Below are 24459 nucleotides of genomic sequence, written 5' to 3'. Positions count from 1 at the left end.
GACCGAGATCGCCACCGGTGACGCCGGACACAGCTCCCGACCAGGGATTTCTCCCTAGTGCGACAGGAGCCGGCCTTCCTCGACACCCACTCGCTCGATGGTTCCGCCGAGCTCCTGCAGGATCTCCACGAACCGCGGATAACCGCGGTCGATGTGGTAGACGTCGTGCACTTCCGTGACCCCGTCCGCGCACAGCCCGGCGAGCACCAGGCCTGCGCCCGCACGGATGTCCGATGCCCACACAGGTGCGCTCGACAACTGCTCCACTCCCCGCACGACCGCGTGATGTCCGTCGGTACGGGCGTCCGCTCCGAGACGCACCATCTCCTCGACGAACCGGAACCGTGCTTCGAAGACGTTCTCGGTGATCATCGACGTCCCGTCGGCGATGGCCGCGAGACCGATGGCCATGGGCTGCAGGTCGGTCGGGAATCCCGGATACGGCAGCGTCGCGAAGTTGACGGCACGGGGCCGTTCCTTCTGCACGACGTGGAATCCGTCGGCCAACGGCGTGACTTCGGCGCCGGCACTGCGCAACTTGTCCAGCACCAACGCGAGGTGCTTCGGATTGACGCCGTGGACGGCGATATCGCCCCGCGTCATCACCGCTGCGATCCCCCATGTCGCCGCGACGATCCGGTCGCCGATGCACCGGTGCTCGGTGGGGCGGAGGGACGAGACTCCCGAGACCCGCAGCGTCGTACTGCCCGCACCGGTGATCCGTGCCCCCATGCGGACCAGCATGTTGCACAGGTCGACGATCTCCGGTTCACGGGCTGCATTGTCGATGGTCGTGTCCCCCTTGGCGAGAACCGCGGCCATGAGGATGTTCTCCGTCGCCCCCACCGAGGGGAACGCCAGGCGGATGGTGGCACCGTGCAGATCGTCCGCTTCCGCGACGACACACCCGTGCTCGATCGACGAATGGGCGCCGAGCAGTCGCAGACCCGCCTGGTGCATGTCGAGCGGACGGGAGCCGATGGCGTCGCCACCCGGCAGCGCCACGATCGCCTTGCGGCAGCGTGCGACCAGCGGGCCGAGCACGCAGACCGACGCTCGGAACTGCCGCACGGCCGCGAAATCGGCGCGGTACTCGGGTTCGGCAGGCGTCGTGATGCGTACGGCGTCGCCTTCGAGTTCGACTTCGCATCCGAGTCCGCGCAGGACATCGGCCATCAGGGGCACGTCGAGGATGTCGGGGCAGTTCGTGATCGTGGTGGTGCCCTCGGCGAGGAGTGCCGCAGCCATCAGCTTGAGGACGCTGTTCTTGGCACCCCCGACGACGACGTCGCCGGAAAGGCGGTTCCCACCTGTGACAAGAAAGCGTTCACTCACAACGACACAGCGTAACGGGCGTGTCCGAGGGAAGAGCAGAGCCGGTACCGTGACGCTCATGGCAGTCCACCTGACACGGATCTATACGCGCACCGGAGACGACGGAACGACGGGGCTCAGCGACTTCTCGCGCGTCTCGAAGAACGACCCTCGTCTGGTCGCCTACGCCGATTGCGACGAGACCAATGCGGCGATCGGTGTGGCGCTCGCACTGGGAGCGCTCCCGGAACGGCTCGTCGCGGTACTCCGGCAGATCCAGAACGATCTCTTCGATGCCGGCGCCGATCTGTCGACGCCCGTGGTCGAGAACCCGAAGTACCCGCCGCTGCGGATCACCCAGCAGTACATCGATCGGCTCGAGGGCTGGTGCGACGAATTCAACGAGGAGCTGGAACCGCTCAACTCGTTCATTCTTCCGGGCGGCACGCCGGGGGCTGCCCTGCTGCACACCGCCAGGACCGTCGCACGACGTGCGGAACGGTCGGCGTGGGCGGCGGTGGACGCGGCTCCGGACGACACGAACGTCCTGCCGGCGAAGTATCTGAACCGGCTCTCGGATCTGCTCTTCATCCTGTGCCGGATCGCGAACCCGGACGGCGACGTGCTGTGGAAGCCGGGAGCGGGCGCGTGAGGAAGTCCCTCTAGAGGGGGCGGCGGCGCTGCGACCGGCCATCGGGCCTGGACTCGACCCAGGACATGAAGGCCATCAAAGCGCCGCTGTCGAGCGCGATCTCGTACGAGTCGTCGCGGTCGATCACATCGAGGATCACGATGTCCTCGGTCATGATGTCGAACTCACTGCCTTCCGGCTTGCGCCGCGAACGCACATCGATGCCCTGACGGGTCAGTCGTACGTCGGGTCCGGGCCGAAGGCTCGAAAGCTTGTAGAACGCGAGTGTCTCGTCGCCGTACCGAACGATTCCGTGCCTCCAGCCGGAACCTTCGTTCTGAGGCATAACTCGCAGAATGGCGGCGGTACCCCCGCCGCGCAGGGTGAAGAGGCGGTACAACAAAGCCGCGACGGAGACCGCGAGCAGCACCACAAGGATAGTAAGAATCAGAAATCCAAGTGACACTGCTCGTCGGCTCCGTCGCGGCTCTCGTTGTTCGACGATCAGGCTCGTTCGACAGCCCGCAGGCGGCCGCGGGCCGCTGCGATCTCCGACTCGTCACGATCCGCATCGTTCAGAGTCGACTTCGCTGCCTCGACGTCGATGTCCTCCACGCGGTCGGCGGCTTCGGCGAGCACCGTCACCGTCGTCGCGGTCACCGAGAGGAATCCGCCATGGACGGCCATGACGATCCGCTCACCGTCCGCGGTCCTGACGGACACGACGCCACCCTCGACGAGCTGGCCGAGCACGGGCTCGTGACCGGGCATGATGCCGATCTCGCCCTCGGTGGTCTGGGCGGTGACGAGAGTCGCCGATCCGGACCACACACGCTCCTCGACGGCAACGATGTCCACGCTCATCTCAGCCACGGTGGCCTACTTTCCGGCGATCTTCTTGGCTGCAGCCTCGACGTCGTCGAGTCCACCGCAGCTGTTGAACGCCTGCTCGGGCAGGTGGTCGAACTCGCCCTTGCACACGCGGTCGAAGGCCTCGATGGTGTCGGCGAGCGGCACGACCGAACCCGGCTGACCCGTGAACTTCTCGGCGACGATGAAGTTCTGGCCGAGGAACTTCTGGAGACGACGGGCACGGGCGACCGTGACCTTGTCCTCTTCGGAGAGCTCGTCCATACCGAGGATGGCGATGATGTCCTGCAGTTCCTTGTACTTCTGCAGGATGCGCTTGACCTCGTTGGCCACCCGGAAGTGGTCGGCACCGACGATGCCCGGCTCGAGGATTCGCGAGGTCGACGTCAGCGGGTCCACAGCGGGGTAGATACCCATCTGCGAGATCGGACGCGAGAGCTCGGTGGTCGCATCGAGGTGAGCGAACGTCGTGGCCGGCGCGGGGTCGGTGTAGTCGTCGGCAGGCACGTAGATCGCCTGCAGCGAGGTGATCGAGCGGCCACGCGTCGAGGTGATGCGCTCCTGGAGCTCACCCATCTCGTCTGCCAGCGTGGGCTGGTAACCCACGGCCGACGGCATACGGCCGAGGAGGGTCGAAACCTCCGAGCCGGCCTGCGTGAAGCGGAAGATGTTGTCGATGAACAGGAGCACGTCCTGTCCCTGGACGTCGCGGAAGTACTCCGCCATCGTCAGGGCCGACAGAGCGACGCGCATACGCGTGCCCGGCGGCTCGTCCATCTGGCCGAAGACGAGGGCGGTGTCCTGGAGGACGCCCATCTCTTCCATCTCGAGGTGGAGGTCGGTGCCCTCACGGGTGCGCTCACCGACGCCGGCGAACACCGACGTACCGGAGAACTCACGCGCGATACGGGTGATCATCTCCTGGATCAGAACGGTCTTGCCGACACCGGCACCACCGAACAGACCGATCTTGCCGCCCTTCACGTACGGGGTCAGCAGGTCGATGACCTTGATGCCGGTCTCGAGAATCTCGGTCTTGCCCTCGAGCTGGTCGAAGGCCGGGGGCTTGCGGTGGATGCCCCACTGCTCGCCGTCGCGGCCGGTGCCCGGCGCGTCGAGGCAGTCGCCCAGCGCGTTGAACACGTGGCCCTTGACGACGTCGCCGACGGGAACCGAGATCGGCTTGCCGGTGTCGCTGACGGGGGCGCCACGCACCAGGCCGTCGGTGGGCTGCATCGAGATCGTGCGGACCAGGTTGTCACCCAGGTGCTGCGCGACCTCGAGGGTCAGGGTCTTCGCCACGGACGGCAGAGTGACCTCTGCGTGCAGGGCGTTGAACAGCTCGGGCACGGCGCCACGCGGGAATTCCACGTCGACGACGGCGCCGATGACGCGGACGACGCGCCCGGCAAGGGCCGACGCCGCACCGGCGTTGTTGTCGGTTACTGCTGCGGTCATTGTGGTTCAGTCACTTCCTGCACTCGAGGCGAGCGCACCGGCACCGCCGACGATCTCGCTGATTTCCTGGGTGATCTGGGCCTGGCGGGCCTGGTTCGCCTGACGGCTGAGGGTGTTCACCAGTTCCGTGGCGTTGTCCGTCGCGGCCTTCATGGCGGTACGACGGGCTGCCGACTCGGAGGCCGCCGCGTCCAGCAGCGACGCGTAGATCCGCGTGCTGATGTACTTCGGCAGGAGAGCCTCGAGCAGAACTCCGGCCTCCGGCTCGAAGTTGTACACGGCCTGCGGTCCCTCGGTGTCCGTGGCGCGGCGTCCGTCGGTGAGCATGTCCTCGCCGAGGTCGATCTCGTCCTCGGTGATGCTCACCTCGAGCGGAGCCATCCTGCGAACCTGGGGGGTCTGGGTCAGCATCGACACGAAGCGGGTGTAGACGATGTGCAGTTCGTCGACGCCCTCGATGGTGCCCTCGCCGTTCGGGGCGGGCACCTCGGTGCCCGAACCCGCCATGAACAGCTCGACCAGGTGACGGCTCGCCTTCGCGGCGTCCGTGTAACGGGGGTCCTGCGAGAAGCCCGTCCAGGCAGCGGCCACTTCACGCTCACGGAACGTGTAGTAGCCGAGGCCCTTGCCGCCCATCACGTACAGCACAGGCTCCTTGCCCTCGCTGAGGAGCAGCTGCCGCAGCTCCTCGGCTTCCTTGAGGACGTTGGAGTTGTAACCGCCGGCCATACCGCGGTCGCTGGTCACGACCAGCACTGCGGCACGCTTGGGGTTCTCGCGCTCGTTGAGCAGGGGGTGATCCAACGAGGCCGACGCACTCGCCAGCTCGGAGAGCACCTTGGTGATCTCCTCGGCGTACGGCTTGGACGCTGCCACTCGGGCCTGGGCCTTCGTGATACGCGACGTCGCGATCAGTTCCTGCGCCTTGGTGATCTTCTTGGTCGAGTTGACCGACTTGATCCGCGAGCGCAGTTCGCGCAAGTTCGCCATTCGTCGATCACACTCCCTTCACTGGACGCTGGGTCATGGACTCCCCGCTCACTTGCGAACGGTGGTGCGCTTGACGGAGACCTGCTCCTGCTGGACCTCGTCGGCACCGAGGGCCTCGGCCTCTGCCTCGTTCACGACACGGCTGCCGTCGGAGGCGATGAAGCCCTCCTTGAACTTGGCGGTCGCGGCGCGGAGAGCCTCGATCGACTCGTCGGACAGGGCCTTGCCACCGGCGATCTGCTCGTAGACGCCTGCGGCGTTGCGGTGCAGATCCTCGAGGAGCTCGGTCTCGAAGCGACGCACGTCCTCGACCGGAACCGAGTCGAAGACACCTTCGCCGGCGAGGTAGATCGACACGATCTGGTCCTCGACCGCGATGGGAGCGTACTGGTCCTGCTTGAGGAGCTCGACGAGACGCTGACCGCGCTCGAGCTGAGCCTTCGACGCGGCGTCGAGGTCGGATGCGAAGGCGGCGAAGCCTTCGAGCTCACGGAACTGCGCGAGCTCGAGACGCAGCGAACCGGAGACCTTCTTCATGCCCTTGGTCTGGGCGGCGCCACCGACTCGGGAAACCGAGATACCGACGTTGATGGCGGGGCGGACACCCTTGTTGAACAGGTCGGACTCGAGGAAGACCTGGCCGTCGGTGATGGAGATGACGTTGGTCGGGATGTAGGCCGACACGTCGTTCGCCTTGGTCTCGATGATCGGCAGGGCCGTCAGCGAGCCGCCACCGAGTTCGTCGGAGAGCTTGGCGGAGCGCTCCAGCAGACGCGAGTGCAGGTAGAAGACGTCGCCGGGGTATGCCTCGCGGCCCGGCGGACGACGCAGCAGCAGCGAGATGGCGCGGTAGGCCTCGGCCTGCTTGGTCAGGTCGTCGAACACGATGAGGACGTGCTTGCCCTGGTACATCCAGTGCTGGCCGAGGGCCGAACCGGTGTAGGGGGCGAGCCACTTGAAGCCGGCGGAGTCGGAGGCCGGAGCCGCGACGATGGTGGTGTACTCCATCGCGCCGTTCTCCTCGAGTGCCTGCTTGACACCCGCGATGGTCGAGCCCTTCTGGCCGATCGCGACGTAGATGCAGCGGACCTGCTGCTTCGGGTCGCCGGTCTCCCAGTTCGCCTTCTGGTTCAGGATCGCGTCGATGCAGACCGCGGTCTTGCCCGTCTTGCGGTCGCCGATCACGAGCTGACGCTGGCCGCGGCCGATCGGGGTCATCGCGTCGATGGCCTTGATGCCGGTCTGCAGCGGCTCCTCGACCGGCTGGCGCTCCAGCACGGTCGCGGCCTGCAGCTCGAGGGCGCGGGTCTCATCGGCTTCGATGTCGCCGAGGCCGTCGATCGGCTGACCGAGCGGGTTCACGACGCGACCGAGGAAGTTGTCGCTCACCGGCACCGACAGAACGTCGCCGGTCCGCTTGACTTCCTGGCCTTCCTCGATGGTCTGGAAGTCGCCCAGGATAACGGCACCGATCTCGGTGGCCTCGAGGTTGAGGGCCACGCCGAGGACGCCACCGGGGAACTCCAGCAGCTCGTTCGCCATCGCCGACGGCAGACCGCTGATGTGCGCGATGCCGTCACTGGTGTCGACGACCACGCCGACCTCCTCGCGGGAGGCCTCCGGGGAGTAGCTCGCGGTGTAATTGTCAATCGCGCTACGGATCTCGTCGGAGGAGATCGTCAGCTCCGCCATGTTCTTCCTGCTCTCGGTATCTGGTCTTCGAAAAGATCTATGTGTGTGTTCGGTAGTGGACTACGTGAGGCTCTTGCGCACTGCAGCGAGTCGACCCGCGGCACTACCGTCGATGACCTCGTCGCCCACCCGGACGACCAATCCACTGAGAAGCTCGGGATCGACCTCGACGTGCACCGTCACAGGCTTCCCGTAGATGCGGGTCAGGGTCGCGGTGAGCCGCTCCTCCTGCTTCGCATCGAGCGGTGCCGCGCTGCGGACGTGCGCGACGGCACGGTCCCGCTGGGCCGCGGCGAGCGCCGACAACTCGTCGAACGTCTCGGCCGGCGACGTGCTCAGCCGACCGACCGCGTGGACCGCCAGGGCCTCGGTGACCGCGGTGACCTTGCCGTACAGCAGGCGCGTCAGCAGATCACGCTTGGCCGAAGCCGGGGTGCTGCGATCCGAGAGCGTCTGCTCGAGTTCGGGGTCGCCGGCCACGATGCGACCGAGGCGGAACAGTTCGTCCTCGACGGTGTCGAGCTGGTCCTGGTCCGCCGCCGCCTTCAGCAGTGCCTCACGGCCGAGCTGGACGAGCGAGCCGGTCAGGTCGGACTGCGCCGACCAGTCCTGCCCCGCTGCGGCCTTGACGGTCGCGAGGGTCTGGGCCGAAACCTTGCCGCCGAAGACCTGCTCGGCCAGCCGCTCGCGAACGGCAGCCGGGGCCGAGGCGTCGGCCAGCGCGGTCCGGAGAGCCCGCTGGCTGTCGAGCGCCTCGACCACCGAGAAGAGTTCGGAACCGGCCTGAGCCGCAGCGGCAGTCGCGGCACCCGAGCCCAGGGCGGACTGCAACGCGGAACGCGTATGAGCGAGTGCCTCACGGCTTGCTGCGTACATGGTGCTCACTTTCCGGATGCAGAGTCAGCGCTGAGGGAGTCGAGTTCGTCGAGGAACCGATCGATCGAGCCGGCACGCTTCACGTCGTCCGCGAGCGCTTCGCCGAGGATCTTCTCGGCGAGATCCACGGAGCTGCGTCCGAGATCGCTACGCAGCTCGGCCACGATCTGCTGGCGCTGGGCCTGCAGCTGGTTGTGACCGGCGGCGACGATACGGTCGCTCTCCTCCTGGGCCTGCGCCTTCATGTCGGCGATGATCTGCTGGCCCTGTGCACGGGCCTCTTCACGGATCTGCGCCGCCTCGGTGCGGGCCTCGGCGAGCTGGCTACGGTACTGCTCGAGCGCGGCCGCAGCCTCCGCCTGAGCTTCCTCTGCCTTCTTGATGCCGCCTTCGATCAGCTCCGAACGCTCGTCGAGCACCTTCTGGAACATCGGAAGCACGAACTTCCAGAAGACGAATCCGACGAGGATCAGGGCGACCAGCGACCAGACGATGTCGTATGTCGCGGGGAGAAGGGGATTGGGAGTCTCCCCTTCCTCTGCCGCGAGGATCAGGATGCTGTCAGCCATTGTGATCGTCGGATCAGAAGATGAAGCCGGCGACGATGCCGATCAGCGCGAGGGCCTCGGTGAATGCGATACCGAGGAACATCGTGGTGCGCAGCTGGCCGGCCATCTCGGGCTGACGAGCCATGCCCTCGATCGCCTTGCCGACGACGATGCCGATGCCGATGCCGGGGCCGATGGCGGCGAGGCCGTAGCCGATGGCGCCTGCACCCGAGATCGTGGTCTCCTGGGCGAGGACGTCTGCTGCCTGAAGCGCAACGCTCATTGGTGTTCCATTCCCTTTCTTGTGGCTCGGCCCCGGGAGTCGGCAACCGAGTCAGTCTTTGTGTAGATGTGGGTCGTGCCGTTCGTCGAGCTAGTGCTCTTCGGCGTGCAGGGCCAGGTCGATGTACACCGCGGTGAGCAGCGCGAAGATGTAGGCCTGCAGGACGATCACCAGGAGCTCGAAGAAGGTGAACGCGATTCCGCCGATGAGAGAACCGATGCCGAACACCTTCATGAAGCCGTCGGAATCGAAGAAGAAGAACTGCGTGGCACTGAAGAACAGCACGAGCATGATGTGACCGGCCAGCATGTTGGCCATGAGACGAATGGTCAGCGTGAACGGCCGCAGAATGAACGTCGAGACGAACTCGATCGGGATCACCAGCACGTGGAGAGCGGGCGGCAGGTTCGGGATGACGATGCTGCTCTTGACGTAGCGGAAGAATCCGTACTTCTTGATGCCCACATAGTTGAAGACGATGTAGGCGAGTGCCGCGAGCACGATCGGCATACCGATTCGTGCGTTGGACGAGATGTTGAGGAACGGGATGACCGATGTCAGGTTCAGACCGACCACCAAGAAGAAGATGGTGACGATCACCGGGAGGAACCGGCGTCCCTGTTCCTTACCGAGGATGTCCTCGGCGATATGGATCCGGACGAAGTCGAGCATGATCTCGGCGACGTTCTGCACGCCCCGCGGCACGATCTTCGGACTCCGCAGCGCGAAGAAGAAGAACAGCGCGACGATCAGGGCGACGGCGACGCGGATGAGCATCAGCCGGTCCATCTCGAAGGGGGTGCCTTCGAACAGGACTGCCGGTGGGAAAAAATCAGCTAGTGACGGCGCGTGGAATTCTCCGGCTGCCAAGGTGGTGACGCTCAGCGCTCTCTCCCGTAGTCGGCCGCAGGCATGCCGTCTGCGGTTCGATCGGACATTGACGATCCAGAAGTCGACCAGGTCGGCTCGCGTATTCGCCAGTGGTCCGAACCGCGTGAACGGTCCCGCTTCCTGCCGGTGTCGGCGACTCTCGTCGACTCGGCGGCCATTTGAACACGACCGCCTACGAAGTCACAACTGCGCACCCTCTTCGAACCCGATGCGGGCAGCGTCACTCTCGTAGAACTCACCCTACCAACTGCTCTACGACAGTGCGTAGGTGGGTTCCTACGTGGGGGGTTATGGACAAGCGGTGCTACTACCGATCGTCGTTGTCGGATCCGGACGACGCCTGGGGATCGACATACAGGGCGCGTTGCGAGAGCACCCCGTAGGTCTCGGCTCCCAGAACGATGACCAGGGCGAACACGATGGTGAGGACGAGCGCGTTGCGGTTGTAGAAGTCGAGCGAGTCGAGCGAGCCCATCACGACGATGGCGAGGATCAGCTTCAGCAGCCAGGTGCCGAGAAGTACGGCTCCGGCGGTCATCGCCGGCATCTTCGACGTCAGGAGAACGCCGAGTGCGGTGAAGAGGATGAACCCTCCGCCGACGGCCGCTCCGATGAGTGCACCCCACAGGCCGGGCATCCCGGCGACGAGCACCGAGATCACCGACGCCACGACGGCGAGTGCGAGAAGTCCGAGGGCGCCGTACCGCACGGCCGCACGCATCGGCGCGATCGGGTCGGGCAGCGAGGGCGGACCGTGGTCGGGTTCGGGATGATCCGGGTTCGTCACGATATCCGAGCCTAACCGACCTCTCGCGAGTGCTCCGGCGGCGTCTCCCCCGACTCGTCGTGCCGCCGCAGCGACGGCACGGCGGTCACGACGAGGGCGAACACGAGACCGCCCGCGAGGATCAACACCACCGCCCGCCGGTCGAGCAGCGAGGAACCGACGGCCCCGAAGGCCAGGATGCCGACCCACAGGTAGAGCAGCAGCACCACGCGACGGTGCGAGTGCCCGATCTGCAGCAGGCGGTGGTGGAGGTGCATCTTGTCGGGGCTGAAGGGGCTGACGCCGGCCCGGGTGCGCCGCACGATCGCGAGGAGCAGGTCGAGGATCGGGATGAACATCACGGCACCGACCAGGATCAGCGGCGAGAGCAGACCGAGCAGGTCGCGCGAACCGTAGGCACTGAGCGGGATGAGGCCCGAGGCGCTCGTGGAGATCGCGGCGAGCATGAGACCGATGAGCATCGACCCGGAGTCGCCCATGAAGATCTTGGCGGGCTGGAAGTTGTGCGGCAGGAAGCCGAGGCAGGCGCCGGCGAGGGCCGCGGCCATGAGGGCCGGCGGGTAGGCGGAGACGTCGCCGCCCTGATCGAGCAGCAGACCGACGGAGAACGCGCAGATCGCGAGTGCGGCGATGAGCCCCAGTCCGGCCGCCAGTCCGTCGAGTCCGTCGACGAAGTTCATCGCGTTGATCGTCACCGCGGCGACGGCGACGGTGATGAGGCCGCCCTGGAGCTGGTCGAGCACGAGCGTCGAGGCACTGAACGGGTCGTAGATGACGATCCAGCTCACGCCCATGATCACGAGCACGCCGGCCGCGGTGACCTGGCCGACGAACTTGGTGAGCGCGTCGAGTCCCCACCGGTCGTCGACGATGCCGACGACGACGATGATCGAGGCCGCGACGAGCGCCGCCCCCATATCCGGGGTGAATTCGAAACCCCTTGTCAGAGCAGGCAATTGCTGAGCGAACACGATTCCCGCGACGAGGCCGATGTACATGCCGACCCCACCCATCCGCGGGGTCGGGGTCACGTGCACGTCGCGGTCGCGGGGAACGGCAACCGCCCCGAACTTCAGCGCGAGGATCCTCACCACACCGGTCGCGAGAAAGGTCACCACCGCGGCGGTGAGCAGGACGAGGAGAAGTTCCCGGATGGGGACGCCGGCGCCTCGCCCGGCCTGGGCGAGCAGTACGGCGGTGGTGTCGGCTGCAGTCACGTGCTCCGTTCCTCCGCCGCTACTCCCCGCCGGACCGGAGACGCTCGGGATCGTCGCCGAGAACCTCCGCGAGTGCCTCGGCCGTCACCGCGCCTTCGCGCAGGATGCGCGGGCGGTCACCCGTGAGGTCGACGATCGTCGATGCGACACCGTGCTCGGCGGGGCCACCGTCGAGATAGACACTCGCCGACGCTCCGAGTTGCTCGCGCGCCTCGGTGACGTTCGTGGCGGGGGGCCGGCCGGAGACGTTGGCGCTGGAGACCGCGAGCGGACCGACCTCGCGCAGCAGTTCCAGGATGACCGGGTGCAGCGGCATGCGGAGCATGACCGTGCCGCGGGTGTCGCCGAGATCCCAGGCCAGAGACGGCGCCTGGTGCACCACGAGGCTGAGCCCGCCCGGCCAGAACGCGCGGATCAACTCCCGCGCCTCGGGACGCACGGAGGCGACGAGGCCGTCGATGGTCGTCCACGATCCGACGAGGACCGGCACCGGCATGTCGCGGCCGCGTCCCTTCGCGCGCAGGAGCGCGGTCACGGCGTCCGAGTCGAACGCGTCGGCAGCGATGCCGTACACCGTGTCGGTGGGTACGACGACGAGTCGTCCGGCCTTGAGTGCACCGCGCGCCGCGTTGAGTCCGGCGGCGCGCGAAGCTTCGTTGTTGCAGTCGTACACGGTGCTCACGCGCTCATCCTTCCACTTCGGCCGCAATCGGCACCGGACGGGTCCTGCCCGTCAGCCGTCCGCCGCAGACCGTACCGACTTCATGCGGTCGGCCTCCACTGCGGTGGGCACACGGTGTGCGGTCACGAAGCGGGCCTTCCCGGCGAGGTCGGGGTGCCGTACGACGTCCCCGAACACCCGGCGCTGCTCGAACAGTTCGGCGACCAGCAGGCTGTGCGTGTCGTCGTGCTCGACCGCTGCCGCTCCCCCGATCCGCAGCCACCGCGCGATGTTGGAGACCATCGGCCGGATGACGGACAGGCCGTCGGCTCCCCCGAAGAGCGCCGAGTGCGGATCGTGTTCGATCACCTCGGGTTCGAGGTCGGCCCCCTCGGGGATGTAGGGCGGGTTGGCGACCACGAGGTCGACACTGCCTTCGAGGTTGGTGAGCAGAGTGCGGTCGGTGACGTCCCCCTGGTACAGCCGGATAGGGGTGTCCCCCTCCTGCACACGGGCCTCGGCGTTCCGTCGCGCCCACCCGAGGGCCTTCGCTTCGAGTTCGACGGCGTGGACCTCGGCGTCGGGACGCGCGTGCGCGATCGCCAGGGCCAGCGCGCCGGATCCGGTGCACAGGTCGAGCACGACCGGATTGCGGCTGCCGTGGCGTTCGAGGAAGGCCAGCGCCCACCCGAGCAGCAGTTCCGTCTCGGGACGCGGAACGAAGACACCCGGCCCCACCGCCAGGTCGATCTCTCCCATCGGTGAGGTGCCGGTGATGTATTGCAGGGGTATCCGCTTCGCCCGCTGTTCGACCATGGACCGGTAGGCGTCGATGATCGCGGCGTCGACGAGCGGCACCAGCCCGAGTCGCCCGCGCTCGATGCCGAGGAGGTGCGCTGCGAGAAGTTCGGCGTCGACCCGGGGACTCGGGACTCCTGCTTCCTCGAGGACCGATGCCGCTTCGATGATGGCCAGGCGCAGAGGTTGACGGCTCACGCCTTACAGCGTGCCACGACCTCGGCCCTGCACTACGGGGAGGTAGCCCTCGCATTGCAGGCAGAACGCACGGACCGGACATCGAGTGTGTTTCCGGCAACGTGATTGACGACACGGCAGGGTGGGCACCCGAACGAGGACCGATACCTTCCGGTCGGTTTCATCGACAGAAAGGGATTGCTCCATGAAGACGCGGACTGTGCGTGGAATCACCGTTCTTGCCGCTGCGGGTGCAACCGCATTCGCGGCCCCTGCTCTCGCGAGCGCCGAGCCCATCGACTTCCAGCCGATCCCCATCGGATGCCCGGCGGGCGTCGGCGTGGTCGACACGGAGACCGCCGTCGCCGAGGAGGACGCGGCGCCCGCCGGGATCGAATACGAGATCGAGCAGGAGGGCAGCGGCGGAGGCCAGATCAACTGGGTGAACCTGAGGACGCTGCAGCTCGGTGGCGGCGTTCTTCCGGACGCGGCCGAGGGGGACGAGCCCGCGATCGCCCTCCAGACGGGTGACGGACTCGTGGTCAGCGCAGTCTGGGGTGCTCATCAGAACTCCGACGGCCAGGGTTGCTTCCTGCTGCCGGGCGTCGATCTCACGAATGTGCCGGCGGCACCGGCACCCGACGACAACGGGGACGGCGAAGGCGACGACGTTCCTGCCTGATCCCCTGCCGACGAGCCCGGTTCTCGGTTACTCCGCCGCGAGCCGGGCTTCTCTGTCCGCAGCGCCCAGGGCGTCGAGCAGCGCGTCGAGTTCGCCGTCGAGCACCGCGTCGAGGTTGTGGGACTTGAAGCCGATGCGGTGATCGGTGATCCGGTTCTCCGGGAAGTTGTAGGTGCGGATGCGCTCCGACCGGTCGACTGTCCGGACCTGGCTGGCGCGACCCGCCGATGCCTCCGCCTCGGCCGCTTCTTCGGCCGCCGCCTGTAGGCGCGCCGCGAGGACCTGCATCGCGCGGGCCTTGTTCTGCAGCTGCGAGCGTTCGTTCTGGCAGGTCACCACGATGCCGGTGGGAAGGTGCGTGATGCGCACGGCCGAGTCGGTGGTGTTGACTCCCTGACCGCCCTTGCCGGACGACCGGTAGACGTCGATGCGCAGGTCGCCCTCGTCGATCTGTACCTGCTCGACCTCGTCGGGCTCGGGATATACGAAGACGCCGGCCGCGGAGGTGTGCACGCGTCCCTGCGACTCGGTGACGGGCACACGTTGGACGCGGTGCACGCCGCCCTCGAACTTCAGGCGGGACCACACGCCGTCGCGCACGTCGGTCCGCGACTTGATCGACAACGTGACGTCCTTGTAGCCGCCGAGATCGGAGTAGGTGGCACCGAGGATCTCGACGCGCCAACCGGCACGTTCGGCGTAGCGCGTGTACATCCGGGCGAGATCGCCGGCGAACAGGGCCGACTCCTCGCCGCCCTCACCGGACTTGACCTCGAGGACGACGTCGTCACCGTCGTGCGGGTCGCGCGGGGCGAGCAGATCGGTCAGCGAACGGTCGAGTTCGGCGACCTGCGCCTCGAGGTCCTCGACCTCGGACGCGAACGACGAATCGTCGGCGGCGAGTTCGCGCGCCGCCTCGAGATCCTCACGGGCCTGCTTCAGAGCGTTGTAGGTCGACATCACGGGGGCGAGTTCGGCGAACCGCTTACCCACCCGACGCGCTGCCGCAGGATCGTCGTGCAGCGACGGGTCGGACAGCTGCTGCTCCAGACCCGTGTGTTCGGCCAGGATGTCGTCGATGGCCGACGGCTTGGTCTGCCCCGCCATGAGTGTGCTCCGCTCTGATTTCGATCCTTGCGATGAAAAAGCCGACGCCCGGCCTGCACGAGGGCAGTACCGGGCGTCGGCGTGACAGCTAGCTGTCGGAAGCGGCGTTCTTCGGCGCACGCTTGCCGTAGCGAGCCTCGAAGCGCGCGACGCGTCCACCGGTGTCGAGGATCTTCTGCTTGCCGGTGTAGAACGGGTGGCAGTTGGAGCAGACTTCGACGTTGATACGTCCCGACTCCTTGGTGCTGCGCGTCTCGAACGTGTTACCGCAACCGCAGACGACGGTCGTCGTCACGTAGTTGGGGTGGATTCCTGCCTTCATGGTGTCCCTTTCGTGGCCGCCGGGTCGCCTTCGCGGGTCGAAGACGTGAACCGGAGCCGGACTGAGCCTGTCGATTATGCCAAACGTAGGGCCCCGGGAAGAAATTCCCCGGGGCGCCGACGTCAGTCGTCGAGTGCCCCCGGTGCGGTCTTCGCCACATTCATGAGGAACTCGATGTTCGTCTTGGACTTCTTGAGCCGGTCGATGAGCAGATCGATCGCCTGGTGCGAATCGAGGCCCGAGAGCACGCGGCGCAGCTTGTGCACCACGGCGAACTCGTCGGGGCTCATGAGCAGCTCGTCCTTGCGCGTACCGGATGGGTTGACGTCGACCGCCGGGAACACACGCCGCTCGGCGATCTTCCGGTCGAGCTTGAGCTCGGCGTTACCCGTGCCCTTGAACTCCTCGAAGATCACGGTGTCGCCGGTGGAACCGGTCTCGACCATCGCGGTGGCGATGATCGTGAGCGATCCGCCGTTCTCGATGTTGCGGGCAGCACCGAGGAAACGCTTCGGCGGGTACAGCGCGGTCGAGTCGACACCACCGGAGAGGATGCGTCCGGATGCCGGCGACGAGTTGTTGTACGCGCGGCCGAGACGGGTGATGGAGTCGAGGAGCACCACGACGTCCTGGCCCATCTCCACGAGACGCTTCGCGCGCTCGATGGCGAGCTCGGCGACCGAGGTGTGATCTGACGGCGGGCGGTCGAAGGTCGAGGCGATGACCTCGCCCTTCACCGAACGCTGCATGTCGGTGACCTCTTCGGGGCGCTCGTCGACGAGCACGACCATCAGGTAGCACTCGGGGTTGTTGACGGCGATCGCGTTCGCGATGTCCTGGAGGACGGTGGTCTTACCGGCCTTCGGCGGCGACACGATGAGTGCGCGCTGACCCTTACCGATCGGCATGACCAGGTCGATCACGCGCGTGGTGAGGATGTTCGGCTGGGTCTCGAGCCGCAGGCGCTGATTGGGGTACAGCGGCGTGAGCTTGTTGAACTCGGGGCGGCGCTTGGCCGAATCCACGTCGCGGCCGTTGACCGTGTCGAGGCGGACCAGCGGGTTGAACTTCTGGCGCTGGTTGCTCTGCTCGCCCTCGCGGGGAACCCGCACGGCACCGGTGATGGCGTCGCCGCGGCGCAGGCCGTTCTTGCGCACCATGTTCATCGAGACGTACACGTCGTTCGGGCCGGCGAGGTAGCCGGACGTGCGGACGAACGCGTAGTTGTCGAGGACGTCGAGGATGCCGGCGACCGGCTGCAGGACGTCGTCCTCGCGGATCTCGGGCTCGCGCGAGTCCGAACCGCTCTCGCCGCGGTCGCGTCCACGACGACGCTCGCGGAAACGACGGCCCCGGCGGCCGCGGCCGCCTTCCTCGTCGTCTCCCCCACGATTGTCCTGGCCCTGGCGCGGACCCTGGTTCCCGCCGTCGCGATCGCCACCGTCCTGGTTGCGGTCGCCCTGGTTGCGGTCGCCCTGGTTGCGGTCGCCCTGGTTGCGGTCGCCCTGGTTGCGATCGCGGCGCGAGGAGCCGTCTCCGGAGTTGCGGTCCTGGCCACGCTCACGCTGCGAGTCGCGATCCTGGCGGCCGTCATCGGACGCGTCGGCGCTCTCGTTCTGCTGGTTCTGGTCGGCGTTGTCGCCACCGCGGCGTCCGCGGCGGCCACGGCCACGACGGTTTCCGTCGGATTCGTTGTCGCCGCTGGAGGTCTGGCCGCCCTGCGACTTCTCCTGCGAACCCTCTTCGCCGGACTTCGCGTCGGCCTTCTGCTCGGCCGGCTTGGCGTCGGCCTTCTGCTCGGGTGTGGCGGTCTCGTCGGCGGCGGCACGGCCACGGCGACCGCGGGTGCCACGCGAGGGCGCTCCCTCGGACTTGTCGGCCGTCTCGGGCTTCCCCGCCGTCTCGGTCTTCACTGCCGCGTCGGTCTTCTCGGGGGCAGTGGTCTTCTCGGCACCGGTGTTCTGCGCGGCTGCAGGCTGCTCGGCAGGTGCGGCGGCGCCGCCGCCCTGCTTCTCCTTGATCGCAGCGATGAGATCACCCTTGCGCATCCCGGAGGTGCCCTTGATTCCGAGCTCGGCGGCAAGAGTCCGCAACTCGGCAAGCACCATGCCCGAAAGGCCTGCTCCGCGGCGACCGCGCGTGGTCGTCCGGCTACCGGCCTCGGGAATGTCGAGAGCAGGTGTAGTGATCAGGTCCGTATCTGTCACGGAGATCCTTCCTTCCCTCGCTCGCTCATGCGCAGCAGAGGGTTCGTCCCGCAGATCAGTTCGTCCACTGAGCTGGGATTTGCCGTACGAGTTCAGGGAAAACGAACGGTCGGCACGTCCGCCACCACACCGAAATCCGGTAGGTGCGGTCTGTCCCCCTCCCGGATCCGGGAGCAGGTGAGGATCGATCCAGGCTCGACGCCCCGATGGAGCTGGAGTGATTGCCCTGGAGAATCCGGCGACTGATACGCACGACGTGCGGACACCCCACAGAATAGCGACGATCTGTACGTAGAGCAAGAATCGCCGTGCCGGATGGGACGTGTGTGTTGCACCACCCGTCGACTCCCATCCGGCACCGCGCGTCTGCTCAGTCGACCTGGACGCCCTCGGCGATCTCGAGGTCGAGCACCGTCAGTTCGTCGGCCTCGGCGGCGGCCCGCAGTTCGTCGGGCAGCGCGGAGGTCGTGAGCGCGAGCACTGTCGGCCCGGCACCCGAGACGACGGCGGGGATGCCCGCCTCGCGCAGTGCGGCCACCCATTTGGTGGTGACCGGCAGTGCGGGTGCCCGCTGGGCCTGGTGGAGCAGATCCTGTGTCGCCGGCATCAGGAGCTCGGGCCGCTCGGTGAGCGCGACGACCGCGAGGGCCGCCCGGCTGACGTTGAACGCCGCGTCCCGGTGCGGGACGAGTTCGGGCAGCAGGCCCCGGGTGTGGGCCGTCGACGAACGGACCGACGGGACGAAGGCGTACGCCTTGATGTCCGGGTGCACCCGCAGGTTCACCGCGCGGTAGGTCCGCTGCTCGGAGTCGACCTCGGCCTCGGTCCACGACACCACTGCCCCACCGAGGACGCTCGCGGAGGCGTTGTCGGGATGGCCCTCGAACTCGGAGGCGAGCTGCACGAGCTGCTCGTCGTCGAGCACGCGCTCGGGAGCGATCTTGCGGACGAGCCCGTTGGCCGCCGCCAGCCCTCCCACGGCCGCCGAGGCGGAGGATCCCAGACCACGCGAGTGCGGGATGACGTTGTGGCACACGACGTCCAGTCCGTCCGCCCACACACCGGCGGCCTCGAGCCCACGCTCGACGGCACGGACCACGAGGTGCGAGGGTCCCCACGGGACCTCCTGGGCACCTTCCCCCTCCACCTTCACGTCGAGCCCGGAAGCCGTTGTCGTGACGGTGATCTCGTCGTACAGACCGAGGGCGAGACCCAGGCAGTCGAAGCCGGGACCGAGATTCGCGCTCGAGGCGGGAACCCGTGCCGTCACCGAAAGCCCCACGGGCAACGTCTGCGTCATGTCCTGATTCCCAACGGAGGAAGGCGTGGCGGTCAACTCAGGCCAACTCGAGCGCGGAGGCGACCGCGACCGGGTCGACCGGGATGGGCTCGACCACGGGCACGTCGCGCAGGGCTGTATCGGGATCCTTGAGACCGTTGCCGGTCACGGTGCACACGACCTTGAGGCCGCGCTCGAGCCAGCCTTCCTTGCTCGCCGCGAGCAGGCCGGCGATGGACGCGGCCGAGGCCGGCTCGACGAAGATCGACTCGGACTTCGCGAGCAGCCGGTACGCCTCGAGGATCTCCTCGTCGGTCGCCGCGCGGAACGCGCCGTTCGACTCCTCCTTGGCGGCCACCGCGCCGTTCCACGATGCGGGGGCACCGATGCGGATGGCGGTCGCGATGGTCTCGGGATCCTTCACGGGATGGCCGAGGACGAGCGGTGCGGCACCGGCCGCCTGGACGCCGAGCATGCGCGGGCGGCGCGTGCTGAGGCCGTCGGCCGCGTACTCGCTGTAGCCCTTCCAGTAGGCCGTGATGTTGCCGGCGTTGCCGACGGGCAGGATGTGCACGTCGGGAGCGTCGCCGAGCGCGTCGACGATCTCGAAGGCCGCGGTCTTCTGGCCCTCGATGCGCACCGGGTTGACCGAGTTGACCAGACCGATGGTGGAGAACTCGGCGGTGGTCTTGCGGGCGAGCTCGAGGCAGTCGTCGAAGTTGCCCTCGACCTGGACGATCTTCGCGCCGTGCATGACGGCCTGGGCGAGCTTGCCCATCGCGATCTTGCCCTGCGGCACGAGCACCGCGCAGCCGATACCGGCGCGGGCGGCATAGGCGGCGGCCGACGCGGAGGTGTTGCCGGTGGAGGCGCACAGCACGGCCTGCTTGCCGGTCGCGAGGGCTTCGGTGACCGCCATGGTCATACCGCGGTCCTTGAAGGAGCCGGTGGGGTTGAGCCCCTCGACCTTCACGTGGACCTCGCAACCGGTGATCTCCGACAGGCGCGGAGCCGGGAGCAGCGGCGTGCCACCCTCGCGCAGCGTGACCGTCTTCCAGTCGTCACCGATCGGCAGGCGCGAACGGTACGCCTCGATCAGGCCCGGCCACGGCGTGTGCACGGGGGTGGTGTTCTTCTCGGCCGCGCTCATTCGGCGGATCCCTCCAGTCTCAGGACGCTGGTCACAGCGATCACGGATTCGAGTTTGTCGAGCGCTGCGACGGTATCCGCCAGCGCACGGTCGGTGGCCTGATGGGTGAGTACCACCAGACGGGCAGCGTCGCCGGCGCCTTCCTGGCGGACCGCTGCGATGCTCACGCCCCGCGTGGCGAACTCGGCGGCGACCGCGGAGAGCACACCGGCGCGGTCGGCGACCTTCAGATTGACGTAGTAGCGGGTGAGGATGTCGCTCATGGGCGCGATCTCCAGCTGCGCGTACTTCGACTCACGCGGACCACGACCACCCTGAACCCGGTTGCGGGCGGCCATCACGAGGTCGCCCATCACGGCGGAGGCGGTGGGGGCGCCACCGGCACCCTGGCCGTAGAACATGAGCCGGCCCGAGGACTCCGCTTCGACGACGACGGCGTTGAACGCGCCGTTGACCGAGGCCAGCGGATGCTCGCGGGGCACGAGCGCCGGGTAGACCCTGGCGGACACGCGGTCCTTGCCGTCGGCGGACGGGACGCGCTCGCACAGCGCGAGCAGCTTGATCGTGCAGTTGAGCGCACGGGCCGAGGTGAGGTCGGCGGCGGTGATCGACGAGATGCCCTCGCGGTAGACGTCGGCTGCCGTCACGCGGGTGTGGAAGGCGATCGACGCGAGGATCGCCGCCTTCGAGGCCGCGTCGAAGCCTTCGACGTCGGCGGTGGGATCGGCCTCGGCGTATCCGAGGCGGCTCGCCTCGGCGAGCGTCTCGTCGTAGTCGGCGCCCGTCTCGTCCATGGCCGAGAGGATGTAGTTGGTGGTGCCGTTGACGATGCCGACGACCCGGTTGACCTTGTCGCCTGCGAGCGACTGGGTCAGCGGACGGATCACCGGGATCGCGCCGGCCACCGACGCCTCGAAGTACAGGTCGACGTTGCGGGCCTCGGCCACCTCGGCCAGTTCGCCGGTGTAGGCGGCGAGCAGCGCCTTGTTGGCGGTGACGACGGACTTGCCGGAGTCGAGTGCCGTGCGCACGAGTTTGCGGGGCAGTTCGATGCCGCCGATGAGTTCGACGACGATGTCGACGTCGTCGCGGCGGATCAAGGCCTCGGCGTTCGTGGTGACCAGTTCCGCGGGAAGACCCCGGTCGCGGGAGGCGTCGCGCACGGCGACCCCTCTCAACTCGAGGGGTGCACCGATGCGCGCCTCGAGATCCGCGGCGTCCTCGCGGATGATCCGCGCGACCTCGGCACCGACGGTGCCGTGCCCGAGAACCGCCACACCCACAGGACGCCGGCCCGAAGCATCGGTCGCCGTTGCACTGGTCACTCCGAAACCTCCAAGTTGAGCAGATCTTCGACGGTCTCACGGCGCAGCAGAACCCGCGAGACACCGTCCTTGACCGCCACGACGGCGGGGCGAGGCAGCAGGTTGTACCTGCTCGACATCGAGTAGCAGTATGCACCCGTCGCCGCGACCGCCAGTAAATCACCGGGTGCGACGTCGGCGGGCATCCAGGCGTCGCGGATGACGATGTCGCCGCTCTCGCAGTGCTTGCCGACGACGCGCGAGACCACCGGTGCGGCCTCGCTCACGCGGGAGACGAGGCGCGAGTCGTACTCCGCCTGGTACAGCGATGTGCGGATGTTGTCGCTCATGCCACCGTCGACGCTGATGTAGCGGCGGACGTGCCCGGAGCCGACCTCGACGTCCTTGAGGGTTCCCACCTCGTAGAGCGTCACCGTGCCCGGCCCGGCGATGGCGCGGCCGGGTTCGACCGCGAGGGTCGGGGCCGGCAGGCCCGCGAGCGCGGACTCGTTGCGGACGATGTCGTTGAGCTTCGCCGCGAGATCGGCGACCGGCGGCGGGTCGTCGCTCGGCACGTACGAGATGCCGAGGCCGCCGCCGAGGTCGACGATGTTCATCTGCGAGGTCTTGTCGACGCCGAACTCGGCGACGATGTCGCGCAGCAGACCGATGACGCGGTGGGCGGCCAGTTCGAAGCCGTCGACGTCGAAGATCTGCGAGCCGATGTGGCTGTGCAGGCCGACGAGGCGGAGATTGTCGGCCGCGAAGACGCGCCGCACGGCCTGCATGGCGTTGCCGCCGGCGAGCGAGAGCCCGAACTTCTGGTCCTCGTGCGCGGTGGAGATGAACTCGTGGGTGTGGGCCTCGACGCCCACGGTCACGCGGATGAGCACGTCCTGGACGACACCGGCCTCACCGGCGACCGCGTCGAGCCGCTCGATCTCGGCGAGCGAGTCGAGCACGATGTGCCCGACCCCGGCGGTCACGGCGGCCTGCAGTTCGCGGACGGACTTGTTGTTGCCGTGCATCGCGATCTTCTCGGCGGGGAAGCCGGCGTGCAGGGCCACGGCGAGCTCACCGCCGGACGCGACGTCGAGCGAGAGCCCTTCCTGGTGGACCCATCGCGCGATCTCGCTGCACAGGAACGCCTTCGACGCGTAGTGCACCTTCGCCGACGGACCGAAGGCCTCCGAGATCTCCCGGCAGCGGGAGCGGAAGTCGTCCTCGTCGACGACGAACAGCGGGGTGCCGTACTTCTCGGCGAGCTCGGTCACCGGGATGCCGGCGATGCGCATGACGCCGTCCTCGCCGCGCTCGGCGTTGCGCGGCCACACGTGCGGGGCGAGCGCGTTGAGCGCCGCGGCGTCGGCGGGGCGCTCGGGCAGGTTCGGGGCGTGCGGGATCTGGGCGTGGCGCGGTCCCGCCGGATGCGCGTTCACATCCGCTCCGGGGCGTTGACGCCGAGCAGGCCGAGGCCGTTGGCAAGAACCTGACGTGCGGCCGCGCACAACGCGAGGCGCGCGGTGTGCAGCGGGCCGGCCTCCTCGTCGCCCTGCGGCAGGATCCGGCAGGCGTCGTAGAAGCGGTGGTAGGTGCCCGCGAGTTCCTCGAGGTACCGGGCGACGCGGTGCGGCTCGCGCAGTTCGGCTGCCTTCGCGAGGACCCGGGGGTACTCGCCGAGGGTGCGGATCAGGTCGCCCTCGCGCTCGTGCGTGAGCAGTGCGAAGTCGGCGCCCTCGGCGGTCAGGCCGAGATCGGCGGCGTTGCGCGCGATCGACGAGAGCCGCGCGTGGGCGTACTGCACGTAGTAGACCGGGTTCTCGTTCGTGGTGCTCGCCCACAGTTCGAGGTCGATGTCGATGCTCTGGTCGACCGACGACCGCACGAGCGAGTAGCGCGCGGCGTCGACGCCGATCGCTTCGACGAGGTCGTCGAGGGTGATCACGGTGCCGGCCCGCTTGCTCATCTTCACGGCCTCGCCACCGCGGACGAGGTTGACCATCTGGCCGATCATCACCTCGACGGTGTCGGGGTCGTCGCCGAAGGCCGCCGCGGCGGCCTTGAGGCGCGCGATGTAACCGTGGTGGTCGGCCCCGAGCATGTAGATGCACAGGTCGAAGCCGCGCGAGCGCTTGTCCTGGAAGTAGGCGATGTCGCCGGCGATGTAGGCGGCGTTGCCGTCGGACTTGATGACGACGCGGTCCTTGTCGTCGCCGTAGTCGGTGCTCTTGAGCCACCAGGCGCCGTCTTCGAAGTACAGGTTGCCCGACGCCTTGAGGGTCTCGACGGCCTTGTCGACCGCTCCGCTCTCGAAGAGGGAGTTCTCGTGGAAGTACACGTCGAAGTCGACACCGAACTCGTGGAGGGTGCGCTTGATGTGCGCGAACATCAGGTCCACACCGATCGAGCGGAACGTCTCGTGCCGCTCGTCCTCGGGGAGTTCGAGGGCGTCGGGACGCTGCTCGAGCACGGAGGAGGCGATGTCGACGATGTAGGCGCCGGCGTAACCGTCCTCGGGGGCGGGCTGTCCGAGCGCGGAGGCGATGAGCGACCGGGTGAAGCGGTCGATCTGTGCGCCGTGGTCGTTGAAGTAGTACTCGCGGGTGACCTCGCCGCCCTGGGCGGTGAGGATGCGTCCGAGCGCGTCGCCGACCGCAGCCCAGCGGGTGCCACCGAGGTGGATCGGGCCGGTGGGGTTGGCGGAGACGAACTCGAGGTTGATCTTCGTGTTCGTGAGGTCGCTGCCGTTGCCGTAGGCGTCGCCCTCGGCGAGCACCTTCGCCACGATCGCTCCCTGAGCGTCGGCGGCGAGCCGGATGTTGAGGAAGCCGGGGCCCGCGACCTCGGCGGAATCGATGCCGTCGGCGGCGGTCAGGGCCTCGGCGAGCCAGGTGGCGAGTTCGCGGGGATTGACGCCGACCTTCTTCGCGACCTGCATCGCGACGTTGGTCGCATAGTCGCCGTGCTCCGGATTGCGCGGGCGCTCGACGGTGAGGGTCTCGGGAAGAACGGACGCGTCGAGACCACGGTCGGTGAGGACACCGGCGGCGGTTCCGCGGAGCAGCTGAGCAAGGTCGGAGGGAGTCACAGGTGTCCATCCTATTGGCTGGTCGATCGCGGCGCCGACGCTCCCCCTACGGCAGCTCCGGGCACCGCTCGGGAGCACGCCCGTAGAGTTGTGGGTGTTTGTGCGCCCGATGGGCGCGCGTCCGCCT

The 24459-nt window shown here is 67.8% G+C and carries 24 protein-coding genes; 2 read left to right on the top strand and 22 right to left on the bottom strand.

Translation table 11 applies throughout. The features are described 5' to 3' along the window. Positions 1 to 54 precede the first annotated feature (54 nt). Complete coding sequence (gene murA, locus CKW34_RS08360) at positions 55 to 1335, bottom strand: UDP-N-acetylglucosamine 1-carboxyvinyltransferase (RefSeq protein WP_059383712.1); 1281 nt, start codon at positions 1333 to 1335, stop codon at positions 55 to 57. Between the two features lie 58 nt (positions 1336 to 1393). Here murA and CKW34_RS08355 point away from each other — a divergent pair, with 58 nt between their 5' ends. After that, complete coding sequence (locus tag CKW34_RS08355; protein WP_059383711.1) at positions 1394 to 1966, top strand: cob(I)yrinic acid a,c-diamide adenosyltransferase; 573 nt, start codon at positions 1394 to 1396, stop codon at positions 1964 to 1966. Positions 1967 to 1976: 10 nt separating this feature from the next. Here CKW34_RS08355 and CKW34_RS08350 read toward each other — a convergent pair whose 3' ends face one another. From CKW34_RS08350 to prmC, 13 genes are all read right to left on the bottom strand, one after another. Next, positions 1977 to 2375: a DUF2550 domain-containing protein gene (locus tag CKW34_RS08350; protein ID WP_370670867.1), complete on the bottom strand. Its 399-nt coding sequence runs from the start codon at positions 2373 to 2375 to the stop codon at positions 1977 to 1979. A 74-nt stretch (positions 2376 to 2449) separates the two neighbouring features. Next, positions 2450 to 2818: a F0F1 ATP synthase subunit epsilon gene (locus CKW34_RS08345; RefSeq protein WP_006552597.1), complete on the bottom strand. Its 369-nt coding sequence runs from the start codon at positions 2816 to 2818 to the stop codon at positions 2450 to 2452. A gap of 6 nt (positions 2819 to 2824) precedes the next feature. Next, positions 2825 to 4273, bottom strand: coding sequence for a F0F1 ATP synthase subunit beta (gene atpD, locus CKW34_RS08340; RefSeq protein WP_016692470.1), 1449 nt, complete (start codon positions 4271 to 4273; stop codon positions 2825 to 2827). A 6-nt stretch (positions 4274 to 4279) separates the two neighbouring features. After that, complete coding sequence (locus CKW34_RS08335) at positions 4280 to 5263, bottom strand: F0F1 ATP synthase subunit gamma (RefSeq protein WP_059383709.1); 984 nt, start codon at positions 5261 to 5263, stop codon at positions 4280 to 4282. A gap of 48 nt (positions 5264 to 5311) precedes the next feature. Continuing rightward, positions 5312 to 6955: a F0F1 ATP synthase subunit alpha gene (atpA, locus tag CKW34_RS08330; RefSeq protein WP_059383708.1), complete on the bottom strand. Its 1644-nt coding sequence runs from the start codon at positions 6953 to 6955 to the stop codon at positions 5312 to 5314. Between the two features lie 60 nt (positions 6956 to 7015). Further along, a complete protein-coding gene (locus CKW34_RS08325) occupies positions 7016 to 7831 on the bottom strand; it encodes a F0F1 ATP synthase subunit delta (RefSeq protein WP_059383730.1) in 816 nt (271 codons plus the stop codon). A 5-nt stretch (positions 7832 to 7836) separates the two neighbouring features. Continuing rightward, entirely contained in the window at positions 7837 to 8400 is a 564-nt protein-coding gene (locus tag CKW34_RS08320; protein ID WP_006552592.1) for a F0F1 ATP synthase subunit B, read from the bottom strand. A gap of 13 nt (positions 8401 to 8413) precedes the next feature. Beyond that, positions 8414 to 8662 carry an ATP synthase F0 subunit C gene (locus tag CKW34_RS08315; RefSeq protein WP_006552591.1) on the bottom strand — a complete coding sequence of 83 codons (249 nt, stop codon included), beginning with the start codon at positions 8660 to 8662 and terminating at the stop codon, positions 8414 to 8416. A 90-nt stretch (positions 8663 to 8752) separates the two neighbouring features. Beyond that, entirely contained in the window at positions 8753 to 9451 is a 699-nt protein-coding gene (gene atpB, locus CKW34_RS08310; protein WP_006552590.1) for a F0F1 ATP synthase subunit A, read from the bottom strand. A 409-nt stretch (positions 9452 to 9860) separates the two neighbouring features. After that, positions 9861 to 10340, bottom strand: coding sequence for a hypothetical protein (locus CKW34_RS08305; RefSeq protein WP_059383707.1), 480 nt, complete (start codon positions 10338 to 10340; stop codon positions 9861 to 9863). Positions 10341 to 10351: 11 nt separating this feature from the next. Beyond that, positions 10352 to 11557 (bottom strand): MraY family glycosyltransferase, encoded by a 1206-nt coding sequence (locus CKW34_RS08300; protein ID WP_059383706.1) that lies wholly within the window; start codon positions 11555 to 11557, stop codon positions 10352 to 10354. Between the two features lie 19 nt (positions 11558 to 11576). Then, positions 11577 to 12239: an L-threonylcarbamoyladenylate synthase gene (locus CKW34_RS08295; protein WP_024103704.1), complete on the bottom strand. Its 663-nt coding sequence runs from the start codon at positions 12237 to 12239 to the stop codon at positions 11577 to 11579. 51 nt (positions 12240 to 12290) lie between these two features. After that, on the bottom strand, positions 12291 to 13214 hold the full coding sequence (gene prmC, locus CKW34_RS08290) for a peptide chain release factor N(5)-glutamine methyltransferase (protein WP_059383705.1): 924 nt from the start codon (positions 13212 to 13214) through the stop codon (positions 12291 to 12293). Positions 13215 to 13398: 184 nt separating this feature from the next. On the opposite strand from prmC, the gene CKW34_RS08285 reads away from it, so the two are divergent. Beyond that, positions 13399 to 13875: a hypothetical protein gene (locus CKW34_RS08285; RefSeq protein WP_059383704.1), complete on the top strand. Its 477-nt coding sequence runs from the start codon at positions 13399 to 13401 to the stop codon at positions 13873 to 13875. Between the two features lie 27 nt (positions 13876 to 13902). Here CKW34_RS08285 and prfA read toward each other — a convergent pair whose 3' ends face one another. The 8 genes from prfA to argS all read right to left on the bottom strand — a co-directional run bounded on the left by prfA (position 13903) and on the right by argS (position 24332). Next, complete coding sequence (gene prfA / locus CKW34_RS08280; protein ID WP_059383703.1) at positions 13903 to 14982, bottom strand: peptide chain release factor 1; 1080 nt, start codon at positions 14980 to 14982, stop codon at positions 13903 to 13905. An 88-nt stretch (positions 14983 to 15070) separates the two neighbouring features. Further along, positions 15071 to 15304: a 50S ribosomal protein L31 gene (gene rpmE, locus CKW34_RS08275; protein WP_059383702.1), complete on the bottom strand. Its 234-nt coding sequence runs from the start codon at positions 15302 to 15304 to the stop codon at positions 15071 to 15073. A gap of 122 nt (positions 15305 to 15426) precedes the next feature. Further along, entirely contained in the window at positions 15427 to 17412 is a 1986-nt protein-coding gene (gene rho / locus CKW34_RS08270; RefSeq protein ID WP_059383701.1) for a transcription termination factor Rho, read from the bottom strand. A 469-nt stretch (positions 17413 to 17881) separates the two neighbouring features. Then, entirely contained in the window at positions 17882 to 18811 is a 930-nt protein-coding gene (gene thrB / locus CKW34_RS08265) for a homoserine kinase (RefSeq protein ID WP_059383700.1), read from the bottom strand. A 37-nt stretch (positions 18812 to 18848) separates the two neighbouring features. Further along, complete coding sequence (thrC, locus tag CKW34_RS08260; protein WP_016693795.1) at positions 18849 to 19940, bottom strand: threonine synthase; 1092 nt, start codon at positions 19938 to 19940, stop codon at positions 18849 to 18851. Beyond that, positions 19937 to 21223 carry a homoserine dehydrogenase gene (locus CKW34_RS08255; RefSeq protein ID WP_059383699.1) on the bottom strand — a complete coding sequence of 429 codons (1287 nt, stop codon included), beginning with the start codon at positions 21221 to 21223 and terminating at the stop codon, positions 19937 to 19939. The genes thrC and CKW34_RS08255 overlap by 4 nt, the downstream gene beginning before the upstream one ends. A gap of 38 nt (positions 21224 to 21261) precedes the next feature. Beyond that, complete coding sequence (lysA, locus tag CKW34_RS08250) at positions 21262 to 22683, bottom strand: diaminopimelate decarboxylase (protein ID WP_059383698.1); 1422 nt, start codon at positions 22681 to 22683, stop codon at positions 21262 to 21264. Then, on the bottom strand, positions 22680 to 24332 hold the full coding sequence (gene argS, locus CKW34_RS08245) for an arginine--tRNA ligase (RefSeq protein WP_059383697.1): 1653 nt from the start codon (positions 24330 to 24332) through the stop codon (positions 22680 to 22682). Before argS ends, lysA begins: the two co-directional genes overlap by 4 nt. Positions 24333 to 24459: the final 127 nt, after the last annotated feature.

It is taken from the genome of Rhodococcus rhodochrous (genome assembly GCF_900187265.1).
GTDB classification, from domain to species: Bacteria; Actinomycetota; Actinomycetes; order Mycobacteriales; family Mycobacteriaceae; genus Rhodococcus; species Rhodococcus rhodochrous.
This window is presented reverse-complemented; position numbering and strand designations above follow the sequence as displayed.

What these genes read in the sequence shown, in the direction of transcription:
- CKW34_RS08355 (WP_059383711.1), top strand. Translation starts at nt 1,394, where the DNA reads ATGGCAGTCCACCTGACACGGATCTATACGCGCACCGGAGACGACGGA.
- atpD (WP_016692470.1), bottom strand. Translation starts at nt 4,273, where the DNA reads ATGACCGCAGCAGTAACCGACAACAACGCCGGTGCGGCGTCGGCCCTT.
- CKW34_RS08335 (WP_059383709.1), bottom strand. Translation starts at nt 5,263, where the DNA reads ATGGCGAACTTGCGCGAACTGCGCTCGCGGATCAAGTCGGTCAACTCG.
- atpA (WP_059383708.1), bottom strand. Translation starts at nt 6,955, where the DNA reads ATGGCGGAGCTGACGATCTCCTCCGACGAGATCCGTAGCGCGATTGAC.
- CKW34_RS08325 (WP_059383730.1), bottom strand. Translation starts at nt 7,831, where the DNA reads ATGTACGCAGCAAGCCGTGAGGCACTCGCTCATACGCGTTCCGCGTTG.
- CKW34_RS08320 (WP_006552592.1), bottom strand. Translation starts at nt 8,400, where the DNA reads ATGGCTGACAGCATCCTGATCCTCGCGGCAGAGGAAGGGGAGACTCCC.
- CKW34_RS08315 (WP_006552591.1), bottom strand. Translation starts at nt 8,662, where the DNA reads ATGAGCGTTGCGCTTCAGGCAGCAGACGTCCTCGCCCAGGAGACCACG.
- atpB (WP_006552590.1), bottom strand. Translation starts at nt 9,451, where the DNA reads ATGGACCGGCTGATGCTCATCCGCGTCGCCGTCGCCCTGATCGTCGCG.
- CKW34_RS08285 (WP_059383704.1), top strand. Translation starts at nt 13,399, where the DNA reads ATGAAGACGCGGACTGTGCGTGGAATCACCGTTCTTGCCGCTGCGGGT.
- prfA (WP_059383703.1), bottom strand. Translation starts at nt 14,982, where the DNA reads ATGGCGGGGCAGACCAAGCCGTCGGCCATCGACGACATCCTGGCCGAA.
- rpmE (WP_059383702.1), bottom strand. Translation starts at nt 15,304, where the DNA reads ATGAAGGCAGGAATCCACCCCAACTACGTGACGACGACCGTCGTCTGC.
- rho (WP_059383701.1), bottom strand. Translation starts at nt 17,412, where the DNA reads ATGGTGCTTGCCGAGTTGCGGACTCTTGCCGCCGAGCTCGGAATCAAG.
- thrB (WP_059383700.1), bottom strand. Translation starts at nt 18,811, where the DNA reads ATGACGCAGACGTTGCCCGTGGGGCTTTCGGTGACGGCACGGGTTCCC.
- thrC (WP_016693795.1), bottom strand. Translation starts at nt 19,940, where the DNA reads ATGAGCGCGGCCGAGAAGAACACCACCCCCGTGCACACGCCGTGGCCG.